General features: G+C 65.8%; 21 protein-coding genes. 15 read left to right on the top strand and 6 right to left on the bottom strand.

Annotated features, from left to right (window positions below; all coding sequences use genetic code 11):
* The first annotated feature begins 25 nt into the window (after positions 1 to 25).
* The 10 genes from CH289_RS23280 (at position 26) to CH289_RS23235 (ending at position 11,611) form a co-directional block, all read left to right on the top strand.
* The gene (locus CH289_RS23280) at positions 26 to 781 is read left to right on the top strand and encodes a YebC/PmpR family DNA-binding transcriptional regulator (RefSeq protein ID WP_019663995.1); all 756 of its coding nucleotides are present in this window, start codon (positions 26 to 28) and stop codon (positions 779 to 781) included.
* A gap of 92 nt (positions 782 to 873) precedes the next feature.
* Complete coding sequence (ruvC, locus tag CH289_RS23275) at positions 874 to 1,503, top strand: crossover junction endodeoxyribonuclease RuvC (protein WP_027498533.1); 630 nt, start codon at positions 874 to 876, stop codon at positions 1,501 to 1,503.
* The gene (gene ruvA, locus CH289_RS23270) at positions 1,500 to 2,108 is read left to right on the top strand and encodes a Holliday junction branch migration protein RuvA (RefSeq protein ID WP_019663993.1); all 609 of its coding nucleotides are present in this window, start codon (positions 1,500 to 1,502) and stop codon (positions 2,106 to 2,108) included. Before ruvC ends, ruvA begins: the two co-directional genes overlap by 4 nt.
* Complete coding sequence (ruvB, locus tag CH289_RS23265) at positions 2,105 to 3,181, top strand: Holliday junction branch migration DNA helicase RuvB (protein ID WP_020110147.1); 1,077 nt, start codon at positions 2,105 to 2,107, stop codon at positions 3,179 to 3,181. The genes ruvA and ruvB overlap by 4 nt, the downstream gene beginning before the upstream one ends.
* A 150-nt stretch (positions 3,182 to 3,331) precedes the next feature.
* Complete coding sequence (gene yajC / locus CH289_RS23260; RefSeq protein ID WP_019663991.1) at positions 3,332 to 3,748, top strand: preprotein translocase subunit YajC; 417 nt, start codon at positions 3,332 to 3,334, stop codon at positions 3,746 to 3,748.
* A gap of 143 nt (positions 3,749 to 3,891) precedes the next feature.
* A complete protein-coding gene (secD, locus tag CH289_RS23255) occupies positions 3,892 to 5,649 on the top strand; it encodes a protein translocase subunit SecD (RefSeq protein WP_179276861.1) in 1,758 nt (585 codons plus the stop codon).
* 1 nt (position 5,650) lies between these two features.
* On the top strand, positions 5,651 to 6,844 hold the full coding sequence (secF, locus tag CH289_RS23250) for a protein translocase subunit SecF (protein WP_020110146.1): 1,194 nt from the start codon (positions 5,651 to 5,653) through the stop codon (positions 6,842 to 6,844).
* Entirely contained in the window at positions 6,844 to 8,556 is a 1,713-nt protein-coding gene (locus CH289_RS23245; protein WP_020110145.1) for an ABC transporter substrate-binding protein, read from the top strand. The genes secF and CH289_RS23245 overlap by 1 nt, the downstream gene beginning before the upstream one ends.
* Positions 8,553 to 9,098, top strand: coding sequence for an adenine phosphoribosyltransferase (locus tag CH289_RS23240; protein WP_019663987.1), 546 nt, complete (start codon positions 8,553 to 8,555; stop codon positions 9,096 to 9,098). Before CH289_RS23245 ends, CH289_RS23240 begins: the two co-directional genes overlap by 4 nt.
* Before the next feature lie 143 nt (positions 9,099 to 9,241).
* A complete protein-coding gene (locus CH289_RS23235) occupies positions 9,242 to 11,611 on the top strand; it encodes a RelA/SpoT family protein (protein WP_026347584.1) in 2,370 nt (789 codons plus the stop codon).
* A 49-nt stretch (positions 11,612 to 11,660) separates the two neighbouring features.
* Here the strand turns inward: CH289_RS23235 and CH289_RS23230 are convergent, their stop codons facing one another.
* Both CH289_RS23230 and CH289_RS23225 read right to left on the bottom strand, forming a co-directional pair.
* Positions 11,661 to 12,458, bottom strand: a complete 798-nt coding sequence (locus CH289_RS23230) for a peptidylprolyl isomerase (protein WP_027498532.1) — start codon at positions 12,456 to 12,458, stop codon at positions 11,661 to 11,663.
* The gene (locus CH289_RS23225; RefSeq protein ID WP_019666419.1) at positions 12,455 to 13,312 is read right to left on the bottom strand and encodes a peptidylprolyl isomerase; all 858 of its coding nucleotides are present in this window, start codon (positions 13,310 to 13,312) and stop codon (positions 12,455 to 12,457) included. Before CH289_RS23225 ends, CH289_RS23230 begins: the two co-directional genes overlap by 4 nt.
* Positions 13,313 to 13,532: 220 nt before the next feature.
* Here CH289_RS23225 and CH289_RS23220 point away from each other — a divergent pair, with 220 nt between their 5' ends.
* From CH289_RS23220 to CH289_RS23210, 3 genes are read left to right on the top strand one after another with little or no spacing between them, the layout of a single operon-like run.
* On the top strand, positions 13,533 to 14,225 hold the full coding sequence (locus CH289_RS23220) for an MBL fold metallo-hydrolase (RefSeq protein WP_019666418.1): 693 nt from the start codon (positions 13,533 to 13,535) through the stop codon (positions 14,223 to 14,225).
* Between the two features lie 2 nt (positions 14,226 to 14,227).
* Positions 14,228 to 15,499: a histidine--tRNA ligase gene (gene hisS, locus CH289_RS23215; RefSeq protein WP_027498531.1), complete on the top strand. Its 1,272-nt coding sequence runs from the start codon at positions 14,228 to 14,230 to the stop codon at positions 15,497 to 15,499.
* The gene (locus CH289_RS23210; protein ID WP_019666416.1) at positions 15,489 to 16,115 is read left to right on the top strand and encodes a hypothetical protein; all 627 of its coding nucleotides are present in this window, start codon (positions 15,489 to 15,491) and stop codon (positions 16,113 to 16,115) included. Before hisS ends, CH289_RS23210 begins: the two co-directional genes overlap by 11 nt.
* A gap of 3 nt (positions 16,116 to 16,118) precedes the next feature.
* Here the strand turns inward: CH289_RS23210 and CH289_RS23205 are convergent, their stop codons facing one another.
* Complete coding sequence (locus tag CH289_RS23205) at positions 16,119 to 16,586, bottom strand: DUF3237 family protein (RefSeq protein WP_019666415.1); 468 nt, start codon at positions 16,584 to 16,586, stop codon at positions 16,119 to 16,121.
* Positions 16,587 to 16,691: 105 nt separating this feature from the next.
* Here CH289_RS23205 and CH289_RS23200 point away from each other — a divergent pair, with 105 nt between their 5' ends.
* Positions 16,692 to 17,723, top strand: a complete 1,032-nt coding sequence (locus tag CH289_RS23200; protein ID WP_020110142.1) for an Rv2578c family radical SAM protein — start codon at positions 16,692 to 16,694, stop codon at positions 17,721 to 17,723.
* A 21-nt stretch (positions 17,724 to 17,744) separates the two neighbouring features.
* Here the strand turns inward: CH289_RS23200 and ypfJ are convergent, their stop codons facing one another.
* The gene (gene ypfJ / locus CH289_RS23195; protein WP_019666412.1) at positions 17,745 to 18,671 is read right to left on the bottom strand and encodes a KPN_02809 family neutral zinc metallopeptidase; all 927 of its coding nucleotides are present in this window, start codon (positions 18,669 to 18,671) and stop codon (positions 17,745 to 17,747) included.
* Between the two features lie 178 nt (positions 18,672 to 18,849).
* On the opposite strand from ypfJ, the gene aspS reads away from it, so the two are divergent.
* A complete protein-coding gene (gene aspS / locus CH289_RS23190; protein ID WP_019666411.1) occupies positions 18,850 to 20,661 on the top strand; it encodes an aspartate--tRNA ligase in 1,812 nt (603 codons plus the stop codon).
* Between the two features lie 63 nt (positions 20,662 to 20,724).
* Here the strand turns inward: aspS and CH289_RS28065 are convergent, their stop codons facing one another.
* Both CH289_RS28065 and CH289_RS23180 read right to left on the bottom strand, forming a co-directional pair.
* Positions 20,725 to 21,894: a hypothetical protein gene (locus tag CH289_RS28065; protein WP_143545125.1), complete on the bottom strand. Its 1,170-nt coding sequence runs from the start codon at positions 21,892 to 21,894 to the stop codon at positions 20,725 to 20,727.
* A gap of 144 nt (positions 21,895 to 22,038) precedes the next feature.
* On the bottom strand, positions 22,039 to 22,848 hold an 810-nt coding region (locus CH289_RS23180; protein ID WP_094728694.1), incomplete at its 5' end, for a DUF2189 domain-containing protein.

Genomic DNA, 22,848 nt, shown 5'->3' with positions numbered 1-22,848 from the left:
GTAAGTACGAAAGGGGCTCCATCGCATGAGCGGCCACTCCAAATGGGCCACCACCAAGCACAAGAAGGCGGTGATCGACGCCAAGCGTGGCAAGTCGTTCGCCAAACTCATCAAGAACATCGAGGTGGCGGCCCGCACCGGTGGTGGCGATCCCACAGGTAATCCGACGCTGTTCGACGCCATCCAGAAGGCGAAGAAGACGTCGGTTCCCAACGACAACATCGAGCGTGCGCGCAAGCGCGGCGCGGGCGAGGAAGCCGGCGGCGCCGACTGGCAGACCATCATGTACGAGGGCTACGGACCCAACGGTGTGGCGGTGCTCATCGAGTGCCTCACCGACAACCGCAACCGCGCCGCGGGCGAGGTTCGGGTGGCGATGACCCGCAACGGCGGCAACATGGCGGACCCGGGATCGGTGTCGTACCTGTTCTCGCGCAAGGGTCTGGTGACGTTGGAGAAGAACGGTCAGTCCGAGGACGACGTCCTGATGGCGGTTCTCGACGCCGGTGCCGAGGAAGTCACCGACAACGGCGACACCTTCGAGATCGTCAGTGAGCCAACCGATCTCGTTGCAGTCCGAACGGCGCTGCAGGAGGCCGGGATCGACTACGATTCGGCCGAGGCCAGCTTCCAGGCGTCGGTGAGCGTTCCCGTCGACGTCGACGGTGCACGCAAGGTGTTCAAGTTGATCGACGCGCTCGAGGACAGTGACGACGTTCAGAACGTCTACTCCAACGTCGAACTGTCGGACGAGGTTCTCGCGCAACTCGACGAGGACTGACCCGTCGGCGGCCGGTCGGGTGTCGCACACGCCCGCTCGGCCTGCCCTCCGCTACGCTATCGAACAACAGTTCGTAAGCGGAAGGTGAACACGTGCGAGTGATGGGCGTCGACCCAGGCTTGACCCGGTGCGGGTTGAGTTTGATCGAGGGCGGTTCGGGGCGCAGTGTCATCGCATTGGACGTCGATGTCGTGCGCACTCCGGCGGACATGGATCTGGCTCAGCGTTTGCTCCGAATCTCCGAGGCCGCGGAGTATTGGCTCGATACTCATAAGCCTGACGTCGTCGCCGTCGAGCGCGTGTTCGCGCAACACAACGTGCGCACCGCGATGGGCACGGCGCAAGCCGGGGGAGTGATCGCGCTCGCCGCAGCCCGCCGAGGCATCGACGTCTGCTTTCACACTCCCAGCGAGGTGAAAGCCGCGGTCACGGGCAACGGTAGTGCGGACAAAGCGCAGGTCACAGCCATGGTCATGCGGATTCTCGGACTGCAGACCGCACCGACTCCCGCCGACGCGGCCGATGCTCTCGCTCTGGGTATCTGTCACTGCTGGCGCGCGCCGATGATCGCGAGGATGGCGAAGGCCGAGGCGATGGCCAAAGAACAGCGGCGCAAGTACGAGGTACGGCTGGCCGAGGAGCGTAAAGCACGGACAGCCGCGGCGAAGAAGAGCGCCCGAGCCGTAGCGGCTCGGGCTGTCGGAGAGGCGGGCGTCGGATGATCGCATCCATCCGCGGGGAAGTACTGGACATCGCGCTCGACCACGCAGTCCTCGAAGCGTCCGGGGTCGGATATCGAGTCAACGCGACACCCTCGACACTCGCGTCGTTGACTCGGGGATCCGAGTCCAGACTGCTGACGACCATGATCGTCCGCGAGGACTCGATGACCCTCTACGGGTTCTCGGACACCGAGTCACGGGACCTGTTCGTACTGTTGCTGACGGTGTCCGGTGTCGGGCCTCGTATCGCGATGGCCACCCTCGCCGTGCTCGATCCGGCGGCGTTGCGGACCGCCTTGGCGGACGGCAACGTCACTGCGTTGACGCGTGTACCCGGGATCGGAAAACGCGGTGCCGAACGGATGGTCGTCGAACTGCGGGACAAGGTCGACGCCATCGTCGGCGGAGGGGGAGCGTCCGCGACGCCGACCGCAGGCGCGAGCGGCGGCGCGGTGCACGATCAGATCGTCGAAGCCCTCACCGGACTCGGATTCGCGGTCAAACAAGCCGAGGACGCGACAGCATCCGTACTGGCCGCTCAGCCCGACGCGTCGACGTCGGCTGCGCTACGCTCCGCGCTCGCGTACCTGGGTAAGACGAGATGACCGACGACGCCGACCTCGAGGACTCACAGGTGACCGCGGAGGTCACCGCGGACGACGTCGACGTCGAGACCAGTCTGCGCCCGAAATCGCTGACGGACTTCATCGGTCAGCCGCGAGTGCGTGAGCAACTCCAACTCGTCCTGACCGGTGCGAAGCTTCGTGGCGGCACACCCGATCACATCCTGATGTCGGGCCCACCCGGGCTCGGCAAGACGTCGATGGCGATGATCATCGCCCAGGAACTGGGTACGTCGTTGCGACTGACGTCGGGGCCCGCGCTCGAACGGGCAGGTGATCTCGCCGCCATGCTCAGCAACCTCGTCGAGGGCGACGTGCTGTTCATCGACGAGATCCACCGAATCGCGCGCCCGGCCGAGGAGATGCTGTACCTCGCCATGGAGGACTTCCGTGTCGACGTGGTGGTGGGCAAGGGGCCGGGCGCCACCTCCATCCCTCTCGAAGTCGCGCCGTTCACTTTGGTCGGAGCCACCACCCGATCGGGCGCCCTCACCGGACCGCTGAGGGATCGCTTCGGCTTCGTCGCGCACATGGACTTCTACGAACCCGAGGAACTGCAGCGGATACTCGTGCGCTCGGCAGGCATCCTCGGCGTGCCGATCGACGCGGCAGGATGCGCCGAGATCGCCGGACGCTCGCGCGGTACCCCACGTATCGCGAACCGCCTGCTTCGCCGAGTGCGCGACTACGCCGAGGTGCGTGGGGACGGCACCGTGACCAAACAGACGGCGCAGGAAGCGCTCGTCGTCTACGACGTCGACCAGTTGGGTCTGGACAGGCTGGACCGAGCGGTTCTCAGCGCGTTGATCCGGAGCTTCGGAGGCGGGCCCGTCGGCGTGTCGACACTCGCGGTCGCCGTCGGAGAGGAACCGTCGACGGTGGAAGAAGTGTGTGAGCCGTTTCTGGTACGCGCGGGCATGGTTGCACGGACTCCCCGTGGACGGGTGGCGACGGCAGCAGCGTGGCAGCATCTCGGTCTCGTGCCCCCACCGGACCTCGCCATCGGCGGTATTTCCGTGCGAACGAACGAAGCTCAGCAGGGATTATTCGAGTAATTGCCCGGCAAAGCTCAGGAGCCGGACAAGTCGGCAGTGAGGTAATGGCACACTGGACCCGACGCACGGCACTCCGAATGCGCGCGACGCGCTCGCTATCGGACGCCGACACGACAAGAACAACGACACCTCTTAGGACTGACGTAGAAGATGGAACTGCTATTTCCGCTGCTGATCGTGGCGCTGCTCGTACCGATGTTCCTCAACGTGCGCAAGCAGAAGAAGGTCCTCGCCGACACCCAGGCATTGCAGGACTCGCTGAAGGTCGGTGACGAGGTCGTGACGACCGCAGGCCTCTACGCCCGCGTCGCGCTGGTGGAAGAGGACACCGTCGACCTCGAGATCGCCGACGGCATCATCACCACCTGGTCCCGGGCAGTCGTCCGTGAGGTTCTCCCACCGGAGACCGACGACGAGTTCGACGATCGTTCAGGCGACGCGATCACCGCACCCGACGACCTGTCCGGTGTGGAAGGTGCAGGACCGTCGCTCGACAAGACCGTGTCGTCGCAGCCCTCCGCCGACGACACCGTCGAACAGAGCACGCGTCGCCTCGACAAGGAGTGACTTCGCGATGATCTCAGCCGCTGTCGGACACGGTCCGGCAGCGGTTTCGCGTGCAAGGGTCCAGGCGCCCGGTATGCCCTGAACCTCCCGCGAGTCACCTCTCGTCACCTCACCCTCAAACGCCAAGAGGAGAATCACACACCGTGGCACCTTCAAGCGGATCGGTGCATCCATCCCGCTATCTCGCCGTGTTCGGCGTCCTGATGGCCGTTGTGTACGCCTTGGTCTTCTTCACCGGAGACAAGTCCCCCGAGCCCAAGCTCGGTATCGACCTCGAAGGCGGTACCCGTGTCACGTTGACGGCGCGGACGCCGGACGGCAGCGCGCCGAGCCGTGAGAGCCTGATCCAGGCACAGCAGATCATCACCACTCGCGTAGACGGTCTCGGTGTCGCGGGCTCGGAGGTGCTCATCGACGGCGAGAACCTCGTCATCACCGTTCCCGGTGACGACAGCTCGCAGGCACGCACTCTCGGCCAGACCGCGCGGCTGTTCATCCGCCCGGTGATTCAAGCTGCACAGCCCGCGGCAGGCGCCCCCGCGGGAGGAACCGAGCAGGCCCCGGCAGGTGGAACACCCGCCGAGACGCCCGCTGCCGACACTCCTGCGCCGTCCGGAGATGCGGTGCCTCAGGGTCGCCCGTTCCCGGCACAGGATCCCAGCGCGGTCGATCCGACACCCGCGCCCACACCCGCCGACCCCGCCGAGGATCCTGCTGCGGAGGACCCGGCTGCGGACGAGCCCGCGGGCACCGAGGCCGAGCAGGCCGACGACCAGATCGCCGAGGCGAAGGCGCTTCGTCAGAGCGAGGACCCTCAGGTCCAGCAGGCTGCCCTCGCGACGATCGACTGCAACGCTCCCGACCCGTTGCAGGGCAACGACGACCCGGCCTTGCCGTTGGTCGCATGCTCCACCGACGGTGCCGCCGTGTACGTCCTCGGGCCGAGCATCATCGACGGTCAGCAGATCTCCGATGCGACCTCCGGATTCAACTCCCAGCAGTCGCGTCACGAGGTCAGCCTGAGCTTCGATTCCGAAGGCAGCAACACGTGGGCGCAGTTCACCGGAGCCAACATCGGCAGCCAGGCTGCGTTCACGCTCGACTCCAAGGTCGTCAGCGCGCCGGTGATCCAGGGCGCGACGCCGGCCGGTAGCGCAACGTCCATCACCGGACAGTTCACCGCCCAAGGTGCATCGGACCTCGCGAACACCTTGAAGTACGGATCGCTTCCGCTGTCCTTCGCGTCGTCGGAAGCCGAGACCGTGTCCGCGACGCTGGGGCTGGCTTCGCTCGAAGCGGGTCTGCTCGCCGGAGCGATCGGCCTCGCGCTCGTGTTGGTCTACTGCCTCGTGTACTACCGTGCGCTCGGATTTCTCACCGCACTGTCGCTGGTGCTCGCGGGTGCGATGGTGTACGGAATTCTCGTTCTGCTCGGCAGATGGATCAACTTCACCCTCGACCTTGCCGGCATCGCCGGTCTGATCATCGGCATCGGCATGACGGCCGACTCGTTCGTCGTGTTCTTCGAGCGCATCAAGGACGAGATCAGGGAAGGCAGAAGCTTCCGATCCGCCGTTCCGCGAGGCTGGACGCGTGCACGCAAGACGATTCTGTCCGGTAACGCCGTGAGCTTCATCGCCGCCGCGGTGCTCTACGCCCTGGCCGTCGGTCAGGTGCAGGGCTTCGCGTTCACGCTCGGCCTCACCACGATCCTCGACGTCATGGTGGTCGTCCTGGTCACCTGGCCGCTGGTCTACCTCGCGTCGAAGTCCAAGTTCTGGTCCAAGCCCGGCGTGAACGGGCTCGGCGCCGTCGCGCAGATCGCGCAGGAACGCAAGCGCGCCGCCGCACGTGCCATGGCAAGCAAATCCGCATCCGATGCTGCGACGAAGGGGGCCTGAGATGTCCGATTCATCCGAGAACACCGAGGGCACCGGGTCGGTCCTGCTGCAGGACTCCGGCGTCGATCAGAGCGCGCAACCCGCGCGTGGTTGGCTGTCGAGGCTGTACACGGGAACGGGCGCGTTCGAGGTCGTCGGTAGGCGCCGGTTCTACTACATCCTCACCGCGGCGATCGTCCTGGTGTGCCTGCTCAGCATGGTCTTCCGGGGGTTCACCCTCGGAATCGACTTCGAAGGCGGAACCAAGATTCAGGTTCCCGCCGACGGCGGTGTCACCTCCGAGCAGGTGGAGACGGTGTTCACCGACGCTCTCGGGTTCGGCCCCGAAGCAGTGCAGACCGTCGGCTCCGGCGCGGCTGCCACGGTGCAGGTGCGTTCCGAGGCACTCGACGCAGGACAGGTCGACCAGGTGCGTCTTGCACTGTTCGACGCCTTCCAGCCGGTGGACAGCACTGGAACGGCGAGCCCCAACGCCATCAGCTTCTCCGACGTCAGCGAGACATGGGGTGGGCAGATCACGCAGAAGGCACTGATCGCGCTCGTCGTGTTCCTTGTCATCGTCAGTATCTACATCGCGATCCGATACGAGAGGGACATGGCGATAGCAGCACTCGCCGCACTGTTCTTCGACCTGCTGGTCACCGCCGGTGTGTATTCGCTCGTCGGGTTCGAGGTCACGCCCGCGACGGTCATCGGCCTCCTCACCATCCTCGGGTTCTCGCTGTACGACTCCGTCGTGGTCTTCGACAAGGTCGAGGAGAACACGCGCGGAATCCTTCACCTGGGCCGGAAGACCTACGCCGAGCAGGCCAACCTGGCCGTCAACCAGACCCTGATGCGGTCGATCAACACCACCGTCATCGGCGTTCTGCCGGTGTTGGCGCTGATGGTCGTCGCCGTCTGGCTGCTCGGTGTCGGCACACTCAAGGACCTCGCGCTCGTCCAGCTCGTCGGCATGATCGTCGGCGCGTACTCGTCGATCTTCTTCGCGACGCCGTTGCTGGTGTCCATCAAGGAGAAGTGGGGTCCCGTCGCGGCCCACACCAAGAAGGTGTTGGGCAAGCGTGCCGAGGCCGCGAAGCGCGTAGGGTCGGACACTCCGGTCGTAGCAGGGTCGGGCACAGTCCCCGACGCGCCGGTGACCCCTCGGGTGGGCTCGCGGCCTACCGGAAAGCGTGCCAAGAAGAGGCGTTGATGAACGTGCGAGTCCAGAGGTCGCGGACGACGGCAGCGGTGGCGGTCGTCGCCGTCACAGCAGGCGCTCTCGCAGGGTGCTCGACGGCAGAGGACCAGGTCCCGTCCATCGGATACGCCGTCGACACGGTATTGACCACGTACAACGCCAATACGGTCGACGGCGCCGCATCGGCGGCCCGGCAGGCGTTCCCTCGGGTCCAGACCGGCTTCGGCTACGTCGGACCCGAAGGCGAAGCGCTCTCGGACAACGACGTGGGCGGGGTGTCGGTCGTACCGGCCGACGTCCTCACGGTGTCGTACACGATCGCGCCGCAGGCGACGTACTCCGACGGCGTCCCGATGACGTGCGACGACCTGGTGCTGACATGGGCAGCGAACAGTGGGCGCTTCGTGGCGGGGGAGAACGACCTGCCCCTGTTCGACGCTGCGTCGAGCGCGGGATACCGAGACATCGAACGAGTCGACTGCATCCCGGGAAGCAAGGACGCCACGGTCGTCTACCGTCCGGGTCGGAACTACGACGGCTGGCGGTCCTTGTTCGGCGCAACCGATCTTCTGCCCTCCCATGTGGCAGCTCGCGTCGCCGGGGTCCCCAATGTCGTCGACCCGATCCTGTCCGGCGACCTCGCGGCCGTCGGGAGGATCGCCGAGTTCTGGAACACGGGCTGGAATCTCGTTCCAGGACAGATCGACACGTCCCTGCTGCCGTCCAACGGGCCCTACCGCGTCGACTCCTACACCCAGGAGGACGGCCTCGTACTCGTCGCCAACGAGTCGTGGTGGGGGGTTCCGCCCGAGACCGACCGCATCGTCGTATGGCCGAAGGGAACCGACGTCGCCGCACGCGCAACCGAGGGCGACCTCGAGGTCGTCGATCACGGTGCAGGCGGCGACATCCCATCGGACGGCTTCGAGCGCACCGACTTTCCGTCCCACGGCGTGGAGCAATTGACGTTCGCGACGAGCGGTTCGCTCGCGGCGTCCGCTGCGCGCCGCGCAATCGCAGCGTGTGTGCCGCGGGAGCAACTGTTCGACGGCGTCGGCCACCCCGGATACGACGAGTCCGCAGGCATCGGCTCGGCCGTCGTCGATTCCCGACTCGTCCGTCCGAGCGCGCTGCTCTACGGACCGGTGGCCGCCACCGCGGACGGCCGTTACCGGCAAGCGGACGTCGCGGCGTCGACGACCGAGCGAAACAACGCCGATCTGGACAGCCTCACCGTTCGAGTCGGCTACCTCGCACCCGATCCACGGCGCGCACGGATCGTCGCCGACATCGCGTCCGCATGCGCGCCCGCCGGGATAACCGTCACCGACGCAGGGTCTCCGGACTTCTCGCCGAGTGCACTACGCACGGGGGCGGTCGACGCCGTTCTCGGAGCCACTGCGTCGGCCTCGGGACCGTCGGGAGCGGTGTCCGAGGAAGCGGCGCGCTACAGCGTGCACAGCGGGAACGGCAGCAACGTCGGTGGATTCACCAACGGCAGAATCGATGCGATCGTCAACGAGCTGGCGACGGCGCCGTCGGATGGGACCGTGCTGTCTCTCGCGACCGAAGGGGAACGGATCCTCTGGAACGAGATGCCCTCGCTTCCACTGTTCAACCAGCCTCGAACGTTGGCCGTGGCGGACGGTATGACCAACGTCGTCGTGAATCCGACGGTGGCGGGTGCAGGGTGGAACATGGATCGTTGGATACTGCTCAGGTGAACAGAGTTTCCGAAGAGAGAGCGTCGATCGCGTCGGACCACATCGACCGACTCACCCGATGGGCCGACGATTTCCCGGTCGACGGGGTGCGGTTCGCCGATCTGACGCCGGTGTTCGCAGATCCAGACGGTCTGAAGTCCGTGGTAGCGGCACTGGCCGAGGCCGGTTCGGGAGCCGACCTCGTTGCGGGAATCGATGCGCGCGGCTTCTTGCTGGGCGCGGGTGTCGCGTTGGAACTCGGCACCGGCATTCTCGCGGTCCGCAAGGCAGGCAAGCTCCCGCCACCCGTGGTGGCGCAGAGCTACGAACTGGAATACGGGTCGGCGGAACTCGAGATCCCGGCCGACGTCGACATCTCGGGCCGGAAGGTCCTGATCGTCGACGACGTCCTCGCCACCGGTGGCACCATCGCGGCCACCGCAGAGTTGTTGCGGGCCTGCGGCGCCGAGGTCGTCGGTGCTGCGGTCGCGCTCGAGATCGCGGTCCTCGAGGGTCGAGGCAAGTGCGAGGGCTACCCGCTTGTCTGCCTTCGGCAGGTCTGAGGACTAAAGTTGGTGAACACTGCTGTTGTCGAAGATCCGTAACCGAGGTCGGTGTCGGTCGACCGAGGGGCCATGAGCCAAGCGAACGAGAGCAGACCACGCGGCAGGAGGCGAACATTGTGACCCGTTACCTCGACCAACCCTTGCCGGATCGACCTGCGTCCGAATCGGAATCGGGAAAGGCGGCTACTGCGGACACTCCGCAGGCGACACCGGACTCCGCTCCGCTGGTCGTCGGAAAGGGCTCGGCACCCGCCGTCCCGACGTCCGCGTCCCGACGCGTCCGCGCCCGCTTGGCCAGGCGCATCACGGCCGGCCGCAACGCCGCGGTCAAGCCTGTCCTCGAACCGCTGGTGAGTCTGCACCGTGAGCTTTATCCCAAAGCGGATCTCGCGTTGCTTCAACGGGCATACGACGTCGCGGACGAGCGCCACGCCACCCAGATGCGCAAGTCCGGGGACCCGTACATCACGCACCCGTTGGCGGTGGCGAACATTCTCGCCGAACTGGGCATGGACACCACGACGCTGGTCGCGGCTCTCCTGCACGACACCGTCGAGGACACCGGCTACTCGCTGAAACAACTCACCGACGAGTTCGGTGAGGAAGTAGCGCACCTCGTCGACGGGGTGACCAAGCTCGACAAGGTGGTTCTCGGCACCGCGGCCGAGGGCGAGACCATCCGCAAGATGATCATCGCAATGGCCCGCGATCCTCGCGTTCTGGTCATCAAGGTGGCCGACCGCCTGCACAACATGCGCACCATGCGCTTCCTGCCGCCCGAGAAACAAGCACGAAAGGCGAAAGAAACCCTCGAGGTCATCGCGCCACTCGCACACCGTCTCGGCATGGCGACGGTCAAGTGGGAACTCGAAGATCTCGCATTCGCGATTCTGCACCCCAAGAAGTACGACGAGATCGTTCGACTCGTCGCCGATCGTGCACCGTCCCGCGACACGTACCTCGAAAAAGTGCGCGCCGAGATCAACGCGTCGCTGTCGGCCTCCCGCATCAGTGCGGCCGTCGAAGGACGACCCAAGCACTACTGGTCGATCTATCAGAAGATGATCGTCAAGGGTCGCGACTTCGACGACATCCACGATCTGGTGGGCGTACGCATTCTGTGCGACGAGATCCGCGACTGTTACGCCGCCGTGGGCGTCGTGCACTCGCTGTGGCAGCCGATGGCCGGCCGGTTCAAGGACTACATCGCGCAGCCTCGCTACGGCGTCTACCAGTCGCTGCACACCACGGTCGTCGGCCCCGAAGGCAAGCCGCTCGAGGTGCAGATCCGCACGAGGGACATGCATCGCACGGCCGAGTTCGGCATCGCCGCGCACTGGCGGTACAAGGAGACGCGCGGCAAACACGGCAACGACAACGCCGAGGTCGACGACATGGCGTGGATGCGCCAATTGCTCGACTGGCAGCGTGAGGCAGCGGATCCGGGCGAATTCCTGGAATCGTTGCGCTACGACCTGGCCGTCAAGGAGATCTTCGTCTTCACACCGAAAGGTGACGTCGTCACGCTGCCCGCGGGGTCGTGTCCCGTCGACTTCGCGTACGCCGTGCACACCGAGGTGGGCCACCGCTGTATCGGAGCCCGCGTCAACGGTCGGCTGGTGGCGCTCGAACGCACGCTCGAGAACGGCGAGGTCGTCGAGGTGTTCACCTCGAAGGCCGTCACCGCCGGGCCGAGCCGCGATTGGCAAGGCTTCGTCGTCTCGCCCCGCGCGAAGACGAAGATCCGCCAGTGGTTCGCCAAGGAGCGCCGCGAGGAAGCACTCGAAGCGGGCAAGGACGCCATCGCGAAAGAAGTGCGCCGCGGCGGACTACCGCTGCAACGGTTGATGAACGCCGAGTCGATGTCCACGATCGCGCACGAACTGCGCTACGTCGACGTCTCGGCGCTGTACACCGCGGTCGGCGAGAGTCACGTGTCCGCGCAGCACGTGGTGCAGCGGTTGGTTGCTCACCTGGGCGGCGTCGGAGACGTGGAAGAGGAACTGGCGGAGCGGTCCACACCGTCCACCATCCCGACTCGTCCGCGTCAGGTCGGTGACGCCGGTGTGCTGGTGTCCGGCACCGAAGGGATCGTCGCGAAGCTGGCCAAGTGCTGCACCCCGGTGCCGGGCGACGAAATCCTCGGGTTCGTCACCCGCGGCGGGTCGGTCAGTGTCCACCGAACCGACTGCACCAACGCGAAATCGCTGGGCGAGCAGTCGGAACGGTTCATCGACGTCGAATGGGCCCCGTCGGCATCCTCGGTGTTCCTCGTCGCGATTCAGATCGAGGCGCTGGATCGGCATCGCCTGCTCTCGGACGTCACCAAGGCACTCGCGGACGAGAAGGTCAACATTCTGTCCGCGTCCGTGGCCACATCGGGGGACCGGGTGGCGATCAGCAAGTTCACCTTCGAGATGGGTGACCCGAAGCACCTGGGCCACGTCCTGAACGTCGTGCGCAACGTCGAAGGGGTGTACGACGTCTATCGCCTGACGTCGGCTGCCTGACCCCCACGTGAGTGGAAATGTAGGTCAGGACCTACATTTCCACTCACGGTCACTGAGCGGCGACGACCGACTCGACGGTGACCGCCGCGTTGGGTGGTCCGTCGTTGCCCGGTGTGGAGACTCCGGCCGCTGCCACCGCGTCCAGCGTCGCCAGTCCGGCGTCGTCGATGGTTCCGAAGACGGTGTACTGCGGAGGAAGGACGGAATCCTCGTAGACCAGGAAGAACTGGCTGCCGTTGGTATCGGGTCCTGCGTTCGCCATGGCGACGGTGCCGCGGGGGTAGACGACCGGGCTGGACAGCGCCGCGTCGCCGGCCGGGAACGCCGTCGTCGGGTACTCGTTGGCGAACTCGTAACCGGGGCCACGGTTTCCCTGTCCGGACGGATCCCCGCACTGCAGGACCTGTAGCCCTTCGGTGGTGGTCAGCCGGTGACAGACGGTGTCGTCGAAGTACCCCTGCGTGGCAAGTGACGTGAAACTGTTGACGGTGCAGGGCGCTTCGGCGCGGTCGAGCGACAGGCCGATGGGGCCCTGGCTCGTCGTCACCGCAACGTCGACCAGCCCGACGGTGGACACTCCGTACTGCTGCGGCGCGGTGTTCTCGCGAATCGCGGGCGTCGCCTCCGGGTACTCGCAGGTGGTGCTCGACACCTCCTGCGCAGGAACCGGGGGGAGGACTCCGAACAGGCTCAGATCCAGCGGCGGCTGAGTGGTCGGGGCCGCGGCACTGGTCGTGGCCGACGCGGACTCGGTCGTCGCTGCGGTACCGGAGTTGTCGGACGAGCAACCTGCCACGAGGAGGACGGACGCGCCCGACGCGGCGAGCACCGCTAACGTGCGCTTCACAGGTCGCTCACGACACTGGTGATGTCCACCGGAAGTGCAGGCTTGCCGTCCGCGGCTCCACCTTCGACGCCCGCCGCAGCGACCTTGTCCAGTGTCTGCAGACCGGTCTCGTCGATGGTGCCGAACACCGTGTAGGCGGGCGGCAGCGTGGAGTCGCCGTAGACGAGGAAGAACTGGCTGCCGTTCGTGCCGGGTCCCGCGTTGGCCATCGCGATCGTTCCGCGTGGGTAACTGATCGGCTCGTCGGCGGCCGGGTCGCCTTCGGCGTACTGATCGGCCGGGAACTCGTCGGCGAACTGGTAGCCCGGTCCGCCCATGCCGGTGCCTGCGGGATCGCCACATTGCAGAACCTGCAAACCAGCGCCTGTGGTGAGTCGGTGGCACTGCGTGCCGTCGAAGTAGCCCTGGTTGGCGAGAGAGACGAAACTGTTCACCGTGCACGGTGACTGCGGATTGTTCAGCGTCAGGCCGATGTTGCCCTGCGTCGTCTCCATGCTGTAGCTGAGTGCTTCGTCACTCGTCGGCACGCCGTCGGTGCGCGGAGGAGTGTTCTCCTTCGCGGCGGGCTGTGCGGCCGCGGGGTAGCTGCAGTCGACGGTCTCGGGGAGCGGCTCGGCGCGGCCGTCGGCGATCAGTGTGTCGCCGTTGGGCGTCGACGACGCCGTCGTCTCGGGCCCGTCTCCGCCGCGAGTGAGGGCGAACACGACGGCAACCGCACCGACCACGACCACCACACCCAGCACCGATCCGGCGATGGTCAGCTGTTTACGCTTCTTCGCTCGTTCGGCTCGGCGTTCGAGTTGTCGCTCGAGCTTTCTCTTCGCTGCCTCGCGCCGCTGCTCGTTGCTGGGCAATTGCGTGTCCTCCCGCTTGTGTCGTCCGCCGGCTCGGCCTACGTCTCTTCCCGCCGGTCGGCGAGCCGAAACCGACCGTGAGTGAGTGTGCCATTACATCCTGAGAAGTTTCCGACTGGCATGGCGGCGTCGTTCCGGGGGCGGACTGCGCACACGCAGGTGGACACGGTCCAACTAGGGTGGAACGGACCTTGGCGTACGAAAACTAGGAGCGGCAGCTGTGCTCGTCACCGGATTCCCGGCGGGAATGTTTCAGACGAACTGTTACGTGCTCGCCCAGGAGGGCTCGTCGGACTGCGTCGTGGTGGATCCCGGGCAGGATGCGACGGAACCGCTCCTGCGGTTTCTGGGCGAATCCGGGCTCACTCCCGAAGCGGTGTTGCTCACCCACGGTCACCTCGACCACACCTGGTCCGTGGAACCGGTGTGCGAGAAGTTCGGTATTCCTGCCTACATCCACGACGAGGACAGGTTCATGCTGTCCGATCCACTGCGTGGCACCGGCCCGACCCTCGCCGCTCTGCTCGGCGACGCGGAGTTCCACGAGCCCGAACGTGTGGTCGACCTGAACGGTGGGACCTCTCTCGAACTGGCAGGCATCGAGTTCGGTGTGCTTCACACGCCCGGCCACACGCAGGGGTCGGTCGTGTTCACCATCGACGTCGAGACACCGGACGGCACACTAGCGATCGCGTTGACCGGCGACACGCTGTTCGCGGGGTCCATCGGGAGAACCGATCTTCCCGGAGGTGACCACGAACAGTTGCTTCGCTCGATCGCGACGACGCTGCTGCCGCTCGACGACGCCACCGTGGTGCTGCCGGGACACGGCGGGCAGAGCACCATCGGCCAGGAACGCGCCTCCAATCCCTTTCTCGTTGGACTCGCAGGCCCCGAACAAGGAAAACTGTGACCGTGAGCAAGCCGAGTACCTTTTCTGCGCCCAAGGGCATTCCCGACTACGTCCCCCCGAATTCCTCGGAGTTCGTCGCCGTCCGTGAGGGGTTGCTGACCGCGGCTCGCAACGCCGGGTACGGGCACATCGAACTGCCCATTTTCGAGGACACCGGGCTGTTCGCACGCGGTGTCGGCGAGTCGACGGACGTCGTGAGCAAGGAGATGTACACCTTCGCCGATCGGGGCGACAGATCCGTCACCCTGCGTCCGGAGGGAACTGCAGGCGTCATGCGCGCCGTCATCGAGCACGGCCTCGACCGGGGAGCTCTCCCGGTGAAACTTGCCTACGCAGGGCCGTTCTTCCGCTACGAACGCCCGCAGGCGGGACGCTATCGACAGTTGCAGCAAGTCGGGGTCGAAGCCATCGGAATGGATGATCCTGCGCTGGACGCCGAGGTCGTCGCCGTGGCGGACAACGGTTTTCGGTCGCTCGGTCTGACGGACTTCAGGTTGGAGATCACGTCGCTGGGGGACGACACCTGCCGCCCGCAGTATCGAGAATTGTTGCAGGAGTTCCTCTTCGGCCTTCCGCTCGACGAGGCCACCCGCACGCGCGCTCGGATCAACCCGCTTCGAGTCCTCGACGACAAACGTCCGGAAGTGCGCGAGATGACGTCGGACGCCCCGCTGATGCTCGACCACCTGTCCGACACTGCGCGGGCGCACTTCGACGAGGTGCTCGCACACCTCGACGCGTTGAAGGTTCCGTACGTCGTGAACCCGCGGATGGTCCGCGGACTCGACTACTACACGAAGACGACGTTCGAGTTCGTCCACGACGGACTGGGCGCGCAATCCGGAATCGGCGGCGGTGGCCGATACGACGGGTTGATGGCGCAACTGGGTGGCCAGGAACTGTCCGGCATCGGATTCGGGCTCGGCGTCGACCGAACCATGCTTGCCCTCGCAGCCGAGGGGAAGTCGGCCGGATCTCCCGCGCGCTGCGCCGTGTTCGGCGTTCCGCTGGGATCGGACGCGAAAGCGCGCATCGTGGCGATCGCAGGCGAACTGCGCGGCAAGGGAATCAGCGTCGATCTCGCCTACGGCAATCGTGGTGTCAAGGGCGCCATGAAAGCCGCCGATCGTTCCGGCGCACAGTTCGCCTTGGTTCTCGGCGACAAAGAGCTGGCCGACGGTAACGTCGTGGTCAAGGAATTGTCGACCGGGGAGCAGCACGACGTGGCACTGTCCGAGATCGTGTCGCACCTGGAGGCTCGACTTGGCCGGTGACGAGCGCGTCGACCTGGATCTGATACCTACCGAGCTGATCGTTCCCCGGCTCAGGAAGGTCGCGATCGGTGCGCTGGTGTTCGGTGTCCTCGTCGCCGTGATCACCTCGTTCTTTCTGCCTACCACCGTTGCGGTCGTCCTCGGCGTCGTCGTCGGAATACCGGCTGCGGCGTCGGCGTGGGTGGGCATCCGACGTCGAACATGGCTCGACGGCAACATCGTTCACGCTCGCGGCGGGGTGCGTACTCGCGCTCTGTCGGTGCCGAACTTGGTGTCGGCGGAGCTGCAGGTCAGAACGGCGCGGATAGATCAGATCTCGCTGCGCCTGTACGACGGCAACGTGAAACTGACTCTCGCGTTGGCGCTCTACACGAACGGCGGGGGCCGTGAGCTCCCCATTCTGTCGCTCCGCAAGCTCGCCGACGCATTGTGGACGAGTGAACTGGTGCCGGCTGCAGCGATCGCCTCGCTTCTCGTCGACCAGTTGAAAGCGGAAGCCCGCGACGCCGGGCTGGGGGAGCGGCCGCTCTATCGAGCGGCGGAGCTCGTCAAGGCGGCGGGCAGAACCCCTCTCGCCACCCTGACCGACCGTGAGGTCGCCGAGCTGGGCAACTAGCGGCTACGTGACCAGGAACGCATCGAGGACGACAGATTCTGCGGAGCGGGTGCCCGACGTGACGACCAGGGCGCGGTTCAGGTAGGTGAATTGCGGTACCGCCGTGGAGATTTCGAGAGTGCCACGGAAGTAGTAGGTCGCGGGGTCGACTTCTTCGGTTCCGGCGAGCGACTCGATGACCTCGGCCGGGCCGAACTGAAGACCGCGGAACGACAACGCGAGGTGACCGCCCTCGGCGAGCTCGAGAGTGATGTCTGCGGCGAACTCGGTGCGGCCGTCGACGCGCGTCACCCCGGCAAGGGACGTCGAAACAGCAACCGTCCCTTCGATGTCCGGTCCTGGAGCGGCGCCGCCGAGGATGGGCGTCACCACTCGTTCGCCGTCGGGTACCGAGCCGACGGCGATGGGGCTTCCCAGGCTGAGTCCGAGGCGGAGGATGGGTTCGAGTGTGGGAACGATCGGTGCGGTCACGCCTCCACCGTAGCGGCAGCCCCGATGCTGCCGTCCGCGTGACGCTCGTTCTCGGCGGCGCCGACCCGCTTGACACCGATGTAGAACACATGTTCGACTGTGTGCATGCGATGGGCGGGACAGACACTCGGCGCCGCGGACGACGGCGCACTGCCCGGTCTCGAGCGTGCCGGCCTGGTTCGCAGCGTGCAGACGCCCGAATTCGAGGGCATCACGTTCCACGAGGTGCTGTGCAGGAGTGCGCTCAACAAGATCGACGGTGATTCGCTTCCGTTCTCGTGGACGGTCAATCCTGCGCGCGGGTGTTCCCACGCGTGCACGTACTGCTTCGCCAGGCCCACCCACGAGTACCTCGACCTCGACGCCGGCAGCGATTTCGATTCGCAGATCGTCGTGAAGACGAACATTGCCGCGGTGCTTCGCAGAGAACTCGCGCGTAAATCGTGGAAGAGGGAGCCGGTTGCATTGGGCACCAACACCGATCCCTACCAGCGCGCCGAGGGGCGATATCGGCTGATGCCCGGCATCATCGGCGCACTCGTGGAATCCGGCACGCCGTTCTCGATCCTGACGAAGGGAACGCTGCTGCGGCGGGATCTGCCCTTGCTCGCCCTTGCCTCTCGCCAGGTCGACGTGCACATCAACATCAGTCTGGCCATTTTCGACGCCGGCCTGCAGAAGCAGATCGAGCCGGGCACGCCGAGCCCCAAGGCTCGTCTCGAGCTGATCAGAGCAGTCCGCGACGCAGGGTTGCCGTGTGGTGTCCTGGTGGCACCGGTGATTCCGTTCCTCACCGACGGGGCACGGCAGCTCGAGTCCCTCGTCGAAGCGCTCGCCGACGCAGGAGCGACCTCGGTGTCCGCGACGCCGATGCACCTGAGGTCGTCGACGAAGGACTGGTTCATGTCGTGGTTGGCGGAACATCACCCAGCGTTGGTTCGTCGCTACCGTCAGCTGTACGGGCACGGCGCATACGTGACACCCGAGTACAAGGCGTGGCTGCGAGGACGTATCGATCCTATGTTGGAGCGCCACGGATTCGATGTCGGCGACGCACGTTCCATGCCCAAGAACGTTCCCGTCGAACCGGATTCGCCTGCGTCGGAGGCGCGCGACCCGGCGCTCACCCTGTTCTGAGAACGCTCGTGTCTCGGGCTGTCACCGTGTGAGGGCGGCCGGACTGTTCAGGTCGCGGGCGGAGAACGTGTCGCAGGCACCGACCTGCCCGGTCCTGTACCCCGCCACGAACCACGCCTGACGCTGCTCCGAGGACCCATGGGTCCAGCCCTCCGGGTTCACCCGACCGCTCGACGCCTGCTGGATCCGGTCGTCACCGACCGACGACGCTGCCGACAGCGCATCGCGAACATCGGTGTCGGTGAGAGGTTCCAGGAAGGGTTGGCCGGTGTTCGGGTCAGGGATCAGCGCGGCGTGATGTGCCCAGACACCGGCGTAGCAGTCGGCCTGCAGCTCCACCCGAACCGCACCGGATTCGGCGCCCTGCGGATCGGCCTGTGCTCGTCCGATGTCGCCCAACTGATTCTGAATGTGATGGCCGACCTCGTGGGCGACGACGTATTCCTGCGCCAGCGGGCCACCGCTGGATCCGAACCGGTCGACGAGGACCTGGAAGAAGCTGGTGTCGAAGTACGCCGTCGAGTCGGCGGGGCAGTAGAACGGTCCGACCGCACTGGTCGCATTGCCGCAGCCGGTGTTGATCGAGCCGCTGAACAGTCGTACTGCGGGCTCGACGTAGTCCACTCCGGTCTGGGTGCCGAGCTCGGACTGCCAGACATCGTCGAGGCTCCCGATCGTCCCGACGATGCGGCAATCGACGTCACTGTTGGCGTCGGCCCCTGTCTGGCACTTGTCGAGCGAACCGTCGGTCCCGGCGGATTGCGACGAACTGTCCGTTCCGTCGGTCAGCTGCCCCAGGATCGATCCCGGGTCTCCGCCGAACAGCAGCGCCAGCACCAGAATCACCAGACCGCCCGCACCTCCTCCGAGCGCGATCTTGCCGCCTCGGCCACCGCCACCGGAGGACACACGCTTCGAGTCGAGTCGAGCGCCTTCTCTGAACGTCATGCCTCGTCATCCTTCCAGGAAGAACGTCCCCCCGGGCGAGTTGCACGGCCCGATCCGACGTTTGTCGAACTGCAGCTTCCCATGCCTGAAGCGGTATCGCGTTTCCTGTCCGGACGTCGCCTCCGTAGGATTGGTGACCGACGAACACGCTTTGTTCCATTTTTGTGAAAGGACACCAGTGCTGCGCACCCACCTCGCCGGCTCACTTCGATCCGAGCACGTCGACCGAACTGTCACCCTGACGGGGTGGGTTGCGCGTCGCCGCGATCATGGCGGTGTCATCTTCATCGACCTTCGTGACGCATCGGGCGTCGCCCAGGTCGTGTTTCGCGAGGGCGATGTGGCCGAGAAGGCACACCGCCTGCGCGCCGAGTACGTCGTGAAGGTCACCGGCAAGGTCGAGGGTCGCCCCGAAGGCAACCAGAACTACGAAATCCCCACCGGTGCGGTCGAGGTCGATGCCACCGACATCGAGGTTCTGTCGGAAAGCGCGCCGCTTCCTTTCCAGCTCGACGATCAGCCGGGTGAGGAAGCGAGGCTGAAGTACCGCTACCTGGACCTGCGTCGAGAAGGACCCGGCCACGCAATCCGGCTGCGATCGCAGGTCAATGCTGCGGCGCGTGGTGTCCTGGCGCATCACGAGTTCGTCGAAGTGGAGACACCGACGCTGACGCGGTCGACGCCCGAAGGCGCCCGCGACTTCCTGGTCCCTGCACGCCTTCAGCCCGGTAGTTTCTACGCGTTGCCGCAGAGCCCGCAGCTGTTCAAGCAGCTGCTGATGGTCGGCGGTATCGAGCGGTACTACCAGATCGCCCGCTGCTACCGCGACGAGGACTTCCGCGCCGACCGCCAGCCGGAGTTCACTCAGCTCGACGTCGAGATGAGCTTCGTCACCCAGGACGACGTCATTCTGCTCGCCGAGGAGATCCTCGCCGCGCTGTGGAAGCTCGTCGGACACGACATCACGTCGCCCATTGCGCGCATCACGTATGCCGACGCGATGCGTCGCTACGGTTCGGACAAGCCCGACCTGCGGTTCGACATCGAACTGGTCGAATGCGCGGACTTCTTCTCCGCCACGGAGTTCCGCGTGTTCCAGGCGCCGTACGTCGGCGCCGTCGTCATGCCGGGCGGGGCGTCGCAGCCGCGCAAGCAGTTGGACAAGTGGCAGGAGTTCGCGAAGCAGCGCGGGCACAAGGGTCTGGCCTACGTTCTGGTCGGCGAGGACGGGACTCTGGGCGGACCGGTCGCGAAGAACCTCACGGACGAAGAACGGGACGGAATTGCCGCCCATGTAGGCGCGAAGCCCGGTGACGCGATCTTCTTCTCCGCCGGCGCCGTCAAGTCCTCGCGAGCTCTCCTCGGCGCTGTCCGAGGCGAAATCGCGCGCAAGCTCGACCTCATCGATCCGAAGGCATGGGCGTTCGTGTGGGTCGTCGACGCACCGCTCTTCGAGCCGACGTCCGACGCCACCGCGAGCGGCGACGTCGCGGTCGGCTCGGGTGCCTGGACCGCGGTTCACCATGCATTCACATCGCCGAAGCCGGAATCCATCGATACCTTCGACACCGATCCGGGCTCGGCCCTGGCGTACGCGTACGACATCGTGTGCAACGGAAACGAGATCGGCGGCGGAAGTATTCGTATCCACCGCAAGGACATTCAGGAACGAGTGTTCGCGATCATGGGCATCGGCCACGAGGAAGCGCAGGAGAAGTTCGGCTTCCTGCTCGACGCGTTCAGCTACGGCGCGCCTCCGCACGGCGGAATCGCGTTCGGGTGGGACCGCATCACCGCGCTCCTGGCAGGCGTCGACTCCATTCGCGAGGTCATCGCCTTCCCGAAGTCCGGCGGTGGCGTGGACCCGTTGACGGATGCCCCGGCACCGATTACCCCGTTGCAGCGCAAGGAATCCGGCATCGATGCCAAGCCGGAGAAGATTGCACAGGAGAAGAAGGACGACACTACGGACGCGCCCTCCGCGGAATAGAAGCCCACCGCAGCAGAAACCCCCGCAGCCGCCGGAGCTGCGGGGGTTTTTCTGTTCGAAGGCCTACGCCGGCGAGACAGCTCCCGCGGACAGGACGCGGTACGCGTAGGTCACCGCGATCACGCTCGTGGGAACGGTGAACAGAAGCCCCAGCCCACAGGGCACTGCTCCGACGATGTTGATTCCGGCCACCGCAAGGTACAGCAGGACGAGCTTCCCCGGGCTGACACCGAGCAACCTGATGTTGGCGGTCAACGCGATCACCACCGATGCACCACGGTCGATGATGAAATGCGGACCGAACCAGATCAAGATCCCGAGAAGCAGACTGATCGACAGGGATGCCAGGGTGGGCAGCGACGGGGCCACGGCACTGATCAACGAGACGACGACTCCGAACAGGGTCAGCTGCACCAGGTTGGGCAGACGCCAGAACTCGCCGAAGCCGGGCCTCGCACCGTCCAATTCCAGCAACGCGCCCCGGATGAGCAGGGCCCCGGCGAAGAATCCGATGACGCCGGCCACGAATGTGATCACGAGCAGGCCGACCGAGAATCCTCCGTCGGGGGTCGGAGCGAACATCGTGTTCTCGTACTCGGTCGAGCTCGAGATACTGGCGATGATGATGGCGAACAACACGACGTAGCCCAGGACGGTCACCGCCGCGAAGACCCCCATGAAGCCGAGCCACACGCCGATGTTGGCACCGAACTTCTTCCAGCCGTAGCTCAGAGCCGCGCCGACACCCAGCGACGTCGGTGGCGTGTAGTGCGGGTGCGAGAAGGGCAGCGATGCGTAGGGCCCTTGCGCGTACGGCGGTGGAAATTGGGACCCACCCCAGGGTTGTGTCGACGGGTACGTGGGATAGCCACCGCCGGACGGTCCGTAGTCAGGCTGTTGGCCGTACGCGGGCGGCGGCCCGTAACCCGGTTGCGACTGGTTGTATTGAGGCTGGCCTGGATACGTGGGCTGGCCCTGATACGGGGGCTCCCCTGGGTACTGGGGCTGCCCTGGATACGGGGTCTGTCCTGGGTACTGGGGCTGCCCTGGATACGGGGGCGGTGTCGGATTTCCGGGCTGCTGAGGGTAGCCGCCGAGGCCCTGCTGCCGAGGGTCGTACGGTTGCTGGGTGTACCCCTCTTGCGGGTTCTGATCCTGCGGTGCGCCCTGCTCTGGATCCGGGGCGCCGCCCCCGGTGTTGCTCGTACCGCCGCCGTCGTGGTCGTTCAACATCTCCCTCTCGCCGGAATCTTCCTGTCTGTCGTCGCCTGGACCGGCCCGTGTTCGGACGGTGGACCCAGGCGACGACAGAACAATACGGCGAGTGACCGACGATTTCGATACCGAGCAGTCTGATGCTCGAAATCGCGCCGGGATCTAGACCGCAGCCGTGCGGGACACGATGCGATACGCGTAGGTCGACGCGATGGCGGAGATCGGGATGGTCACGAGCAACCCGAGGAAGCACGGGATGGCTCCGAGGATGTTGATCCCGATGATGGCGAGGGCCAAGAGGAACAGTTGTCCTGCGTTCGAGGAGATCGCTCGGAAACTGGACTTGATGGCGGCGACGGCGTCCTCGTTGCGGTCGATGACGAATTGCAGTGTCCACCACGACAGGAAGGTCAGAACGAGACCCGGGATGACGAGCAGGACGAACCCGACCAGAACCATGATGGCGACGAGAACACTGGCGATGATGATCGAGGCGACGTTGGCGAACTGGAAGAAGGACCCGATGGCGGGCTTGTTGCCGTCGACCTCGTGCAGAGCGCCACGGATGAACGCGGCATTGATGATGTACCCCACGATCGCCGAGACGACGGTGCCGATGATCGACCAGATGCCGAACAACGCGGACACGTCACCCGAATTCCCCGAGCGACCGAAAACGAGGTTCAAGATCACCTGAACGACTGCGGCGATGACGACGATGCCGATCCAGACGCCTGCATTGTCCTTGAACTTGTTCCAGCCGAACGAGAGCGCATCACCGACGTTCAGCGTGGGCGGCAGGCCGACGCCGTGTCCGCCGTAACCCTGTCCGCCGTAACCCTGTCCGCCGTAACCCTGTCCGCCGTAACCCTGGCCGCCGTAACCCGGGGATGGCGGATAGTTGCCGGGCGGTGGTGGGTAGTTGCCGGGCGGCGGGGGATAGCTGCCCGGAGGTGGTGGGTAGTTGCCGGG

This window comes from Rhodococcus sp. RS1C4, from assembly GCF_002258225.1.
Taxonomy (GTDB): domain Bacteria; phylum Actinomycetota; class Actinomycetes; order Mycobacteriales; family Mycobacteriaceae; genus Rhodococcoides; species Rhodococcoides fascians_E.
The sequence above is the reverse complement of the archived record's forward strand: the minus strand, read 5'-3'. Positions and strand labels throughout refer to the sequence as shown.

What these genes read in the sequence shown, in the direction of transcription:
- CH289_RS23245 (WP_020110145.1), top strand. Translation starts at nt 6,844, where the DNA reads ATGAACGTGCGAGTCCAGAGGTCGCGGACGACGGCAGCGGTGGCGGTC.
- ypfJ (WP_019666412.1), bottom strand. Translation starts at nt 18,671, where the DNA reads ATGACGTTCAGAGAAGGCGCTCGACTCGACTCGAAGCGTGTGTCCTCC.
- CH289_RS23200 (WP_020110142.1), top strand. Translation starts at nt 16,692, where the DNA reads ATGCGATGGGCGGGACAGACACTCGGCGCCGCGGACGACGGCGCACTG.
- secF (WP_020110146.1), top strand. Translation starts at nt 5,651, where the DNA reads ATGTCCGATTCATCCGAGAACACCGAGGGCACCGGGTCGGTCCTGCTG.
- ruvA (WP_019663993.1), top strand. Translation starts at nt 1,500, where the DNA reads ATGATCGCATCCATCCGCGGGGAAGTACTGGACATCGCGCTCGACCAC.
- CH289_RS28065 (WP_143545125.1), bottom strand. Translation starts at nt 21,894, where the DNA reads ATGTTGAACGACCACGACGGCGGCGGTACGAGCAACACCGGGGGCGGC.
- yajC (WP_019663991.1), top strand. Translation starts at nt 3,332, where the DNA reads ATGGAACTGCTATTTCCGCTGCTGATCGTGGCGCTGCTCGTACCGATG.
- ruvB (WP_020110147.1), top strand. Translation starts at nt 2,105, where the DNA reads ATGACCGACGACGCCGACCTCGAGGACTCACAGGTGACCGCGGAGGTC.
- CH289_RS23280 (WP_019663995.1), top strand. Translation starts at nt 26, where the DNA reads ATGAGCGGCCACTCCAAATGGGCCACCACCAAGCACAAGAAGGCGGTG.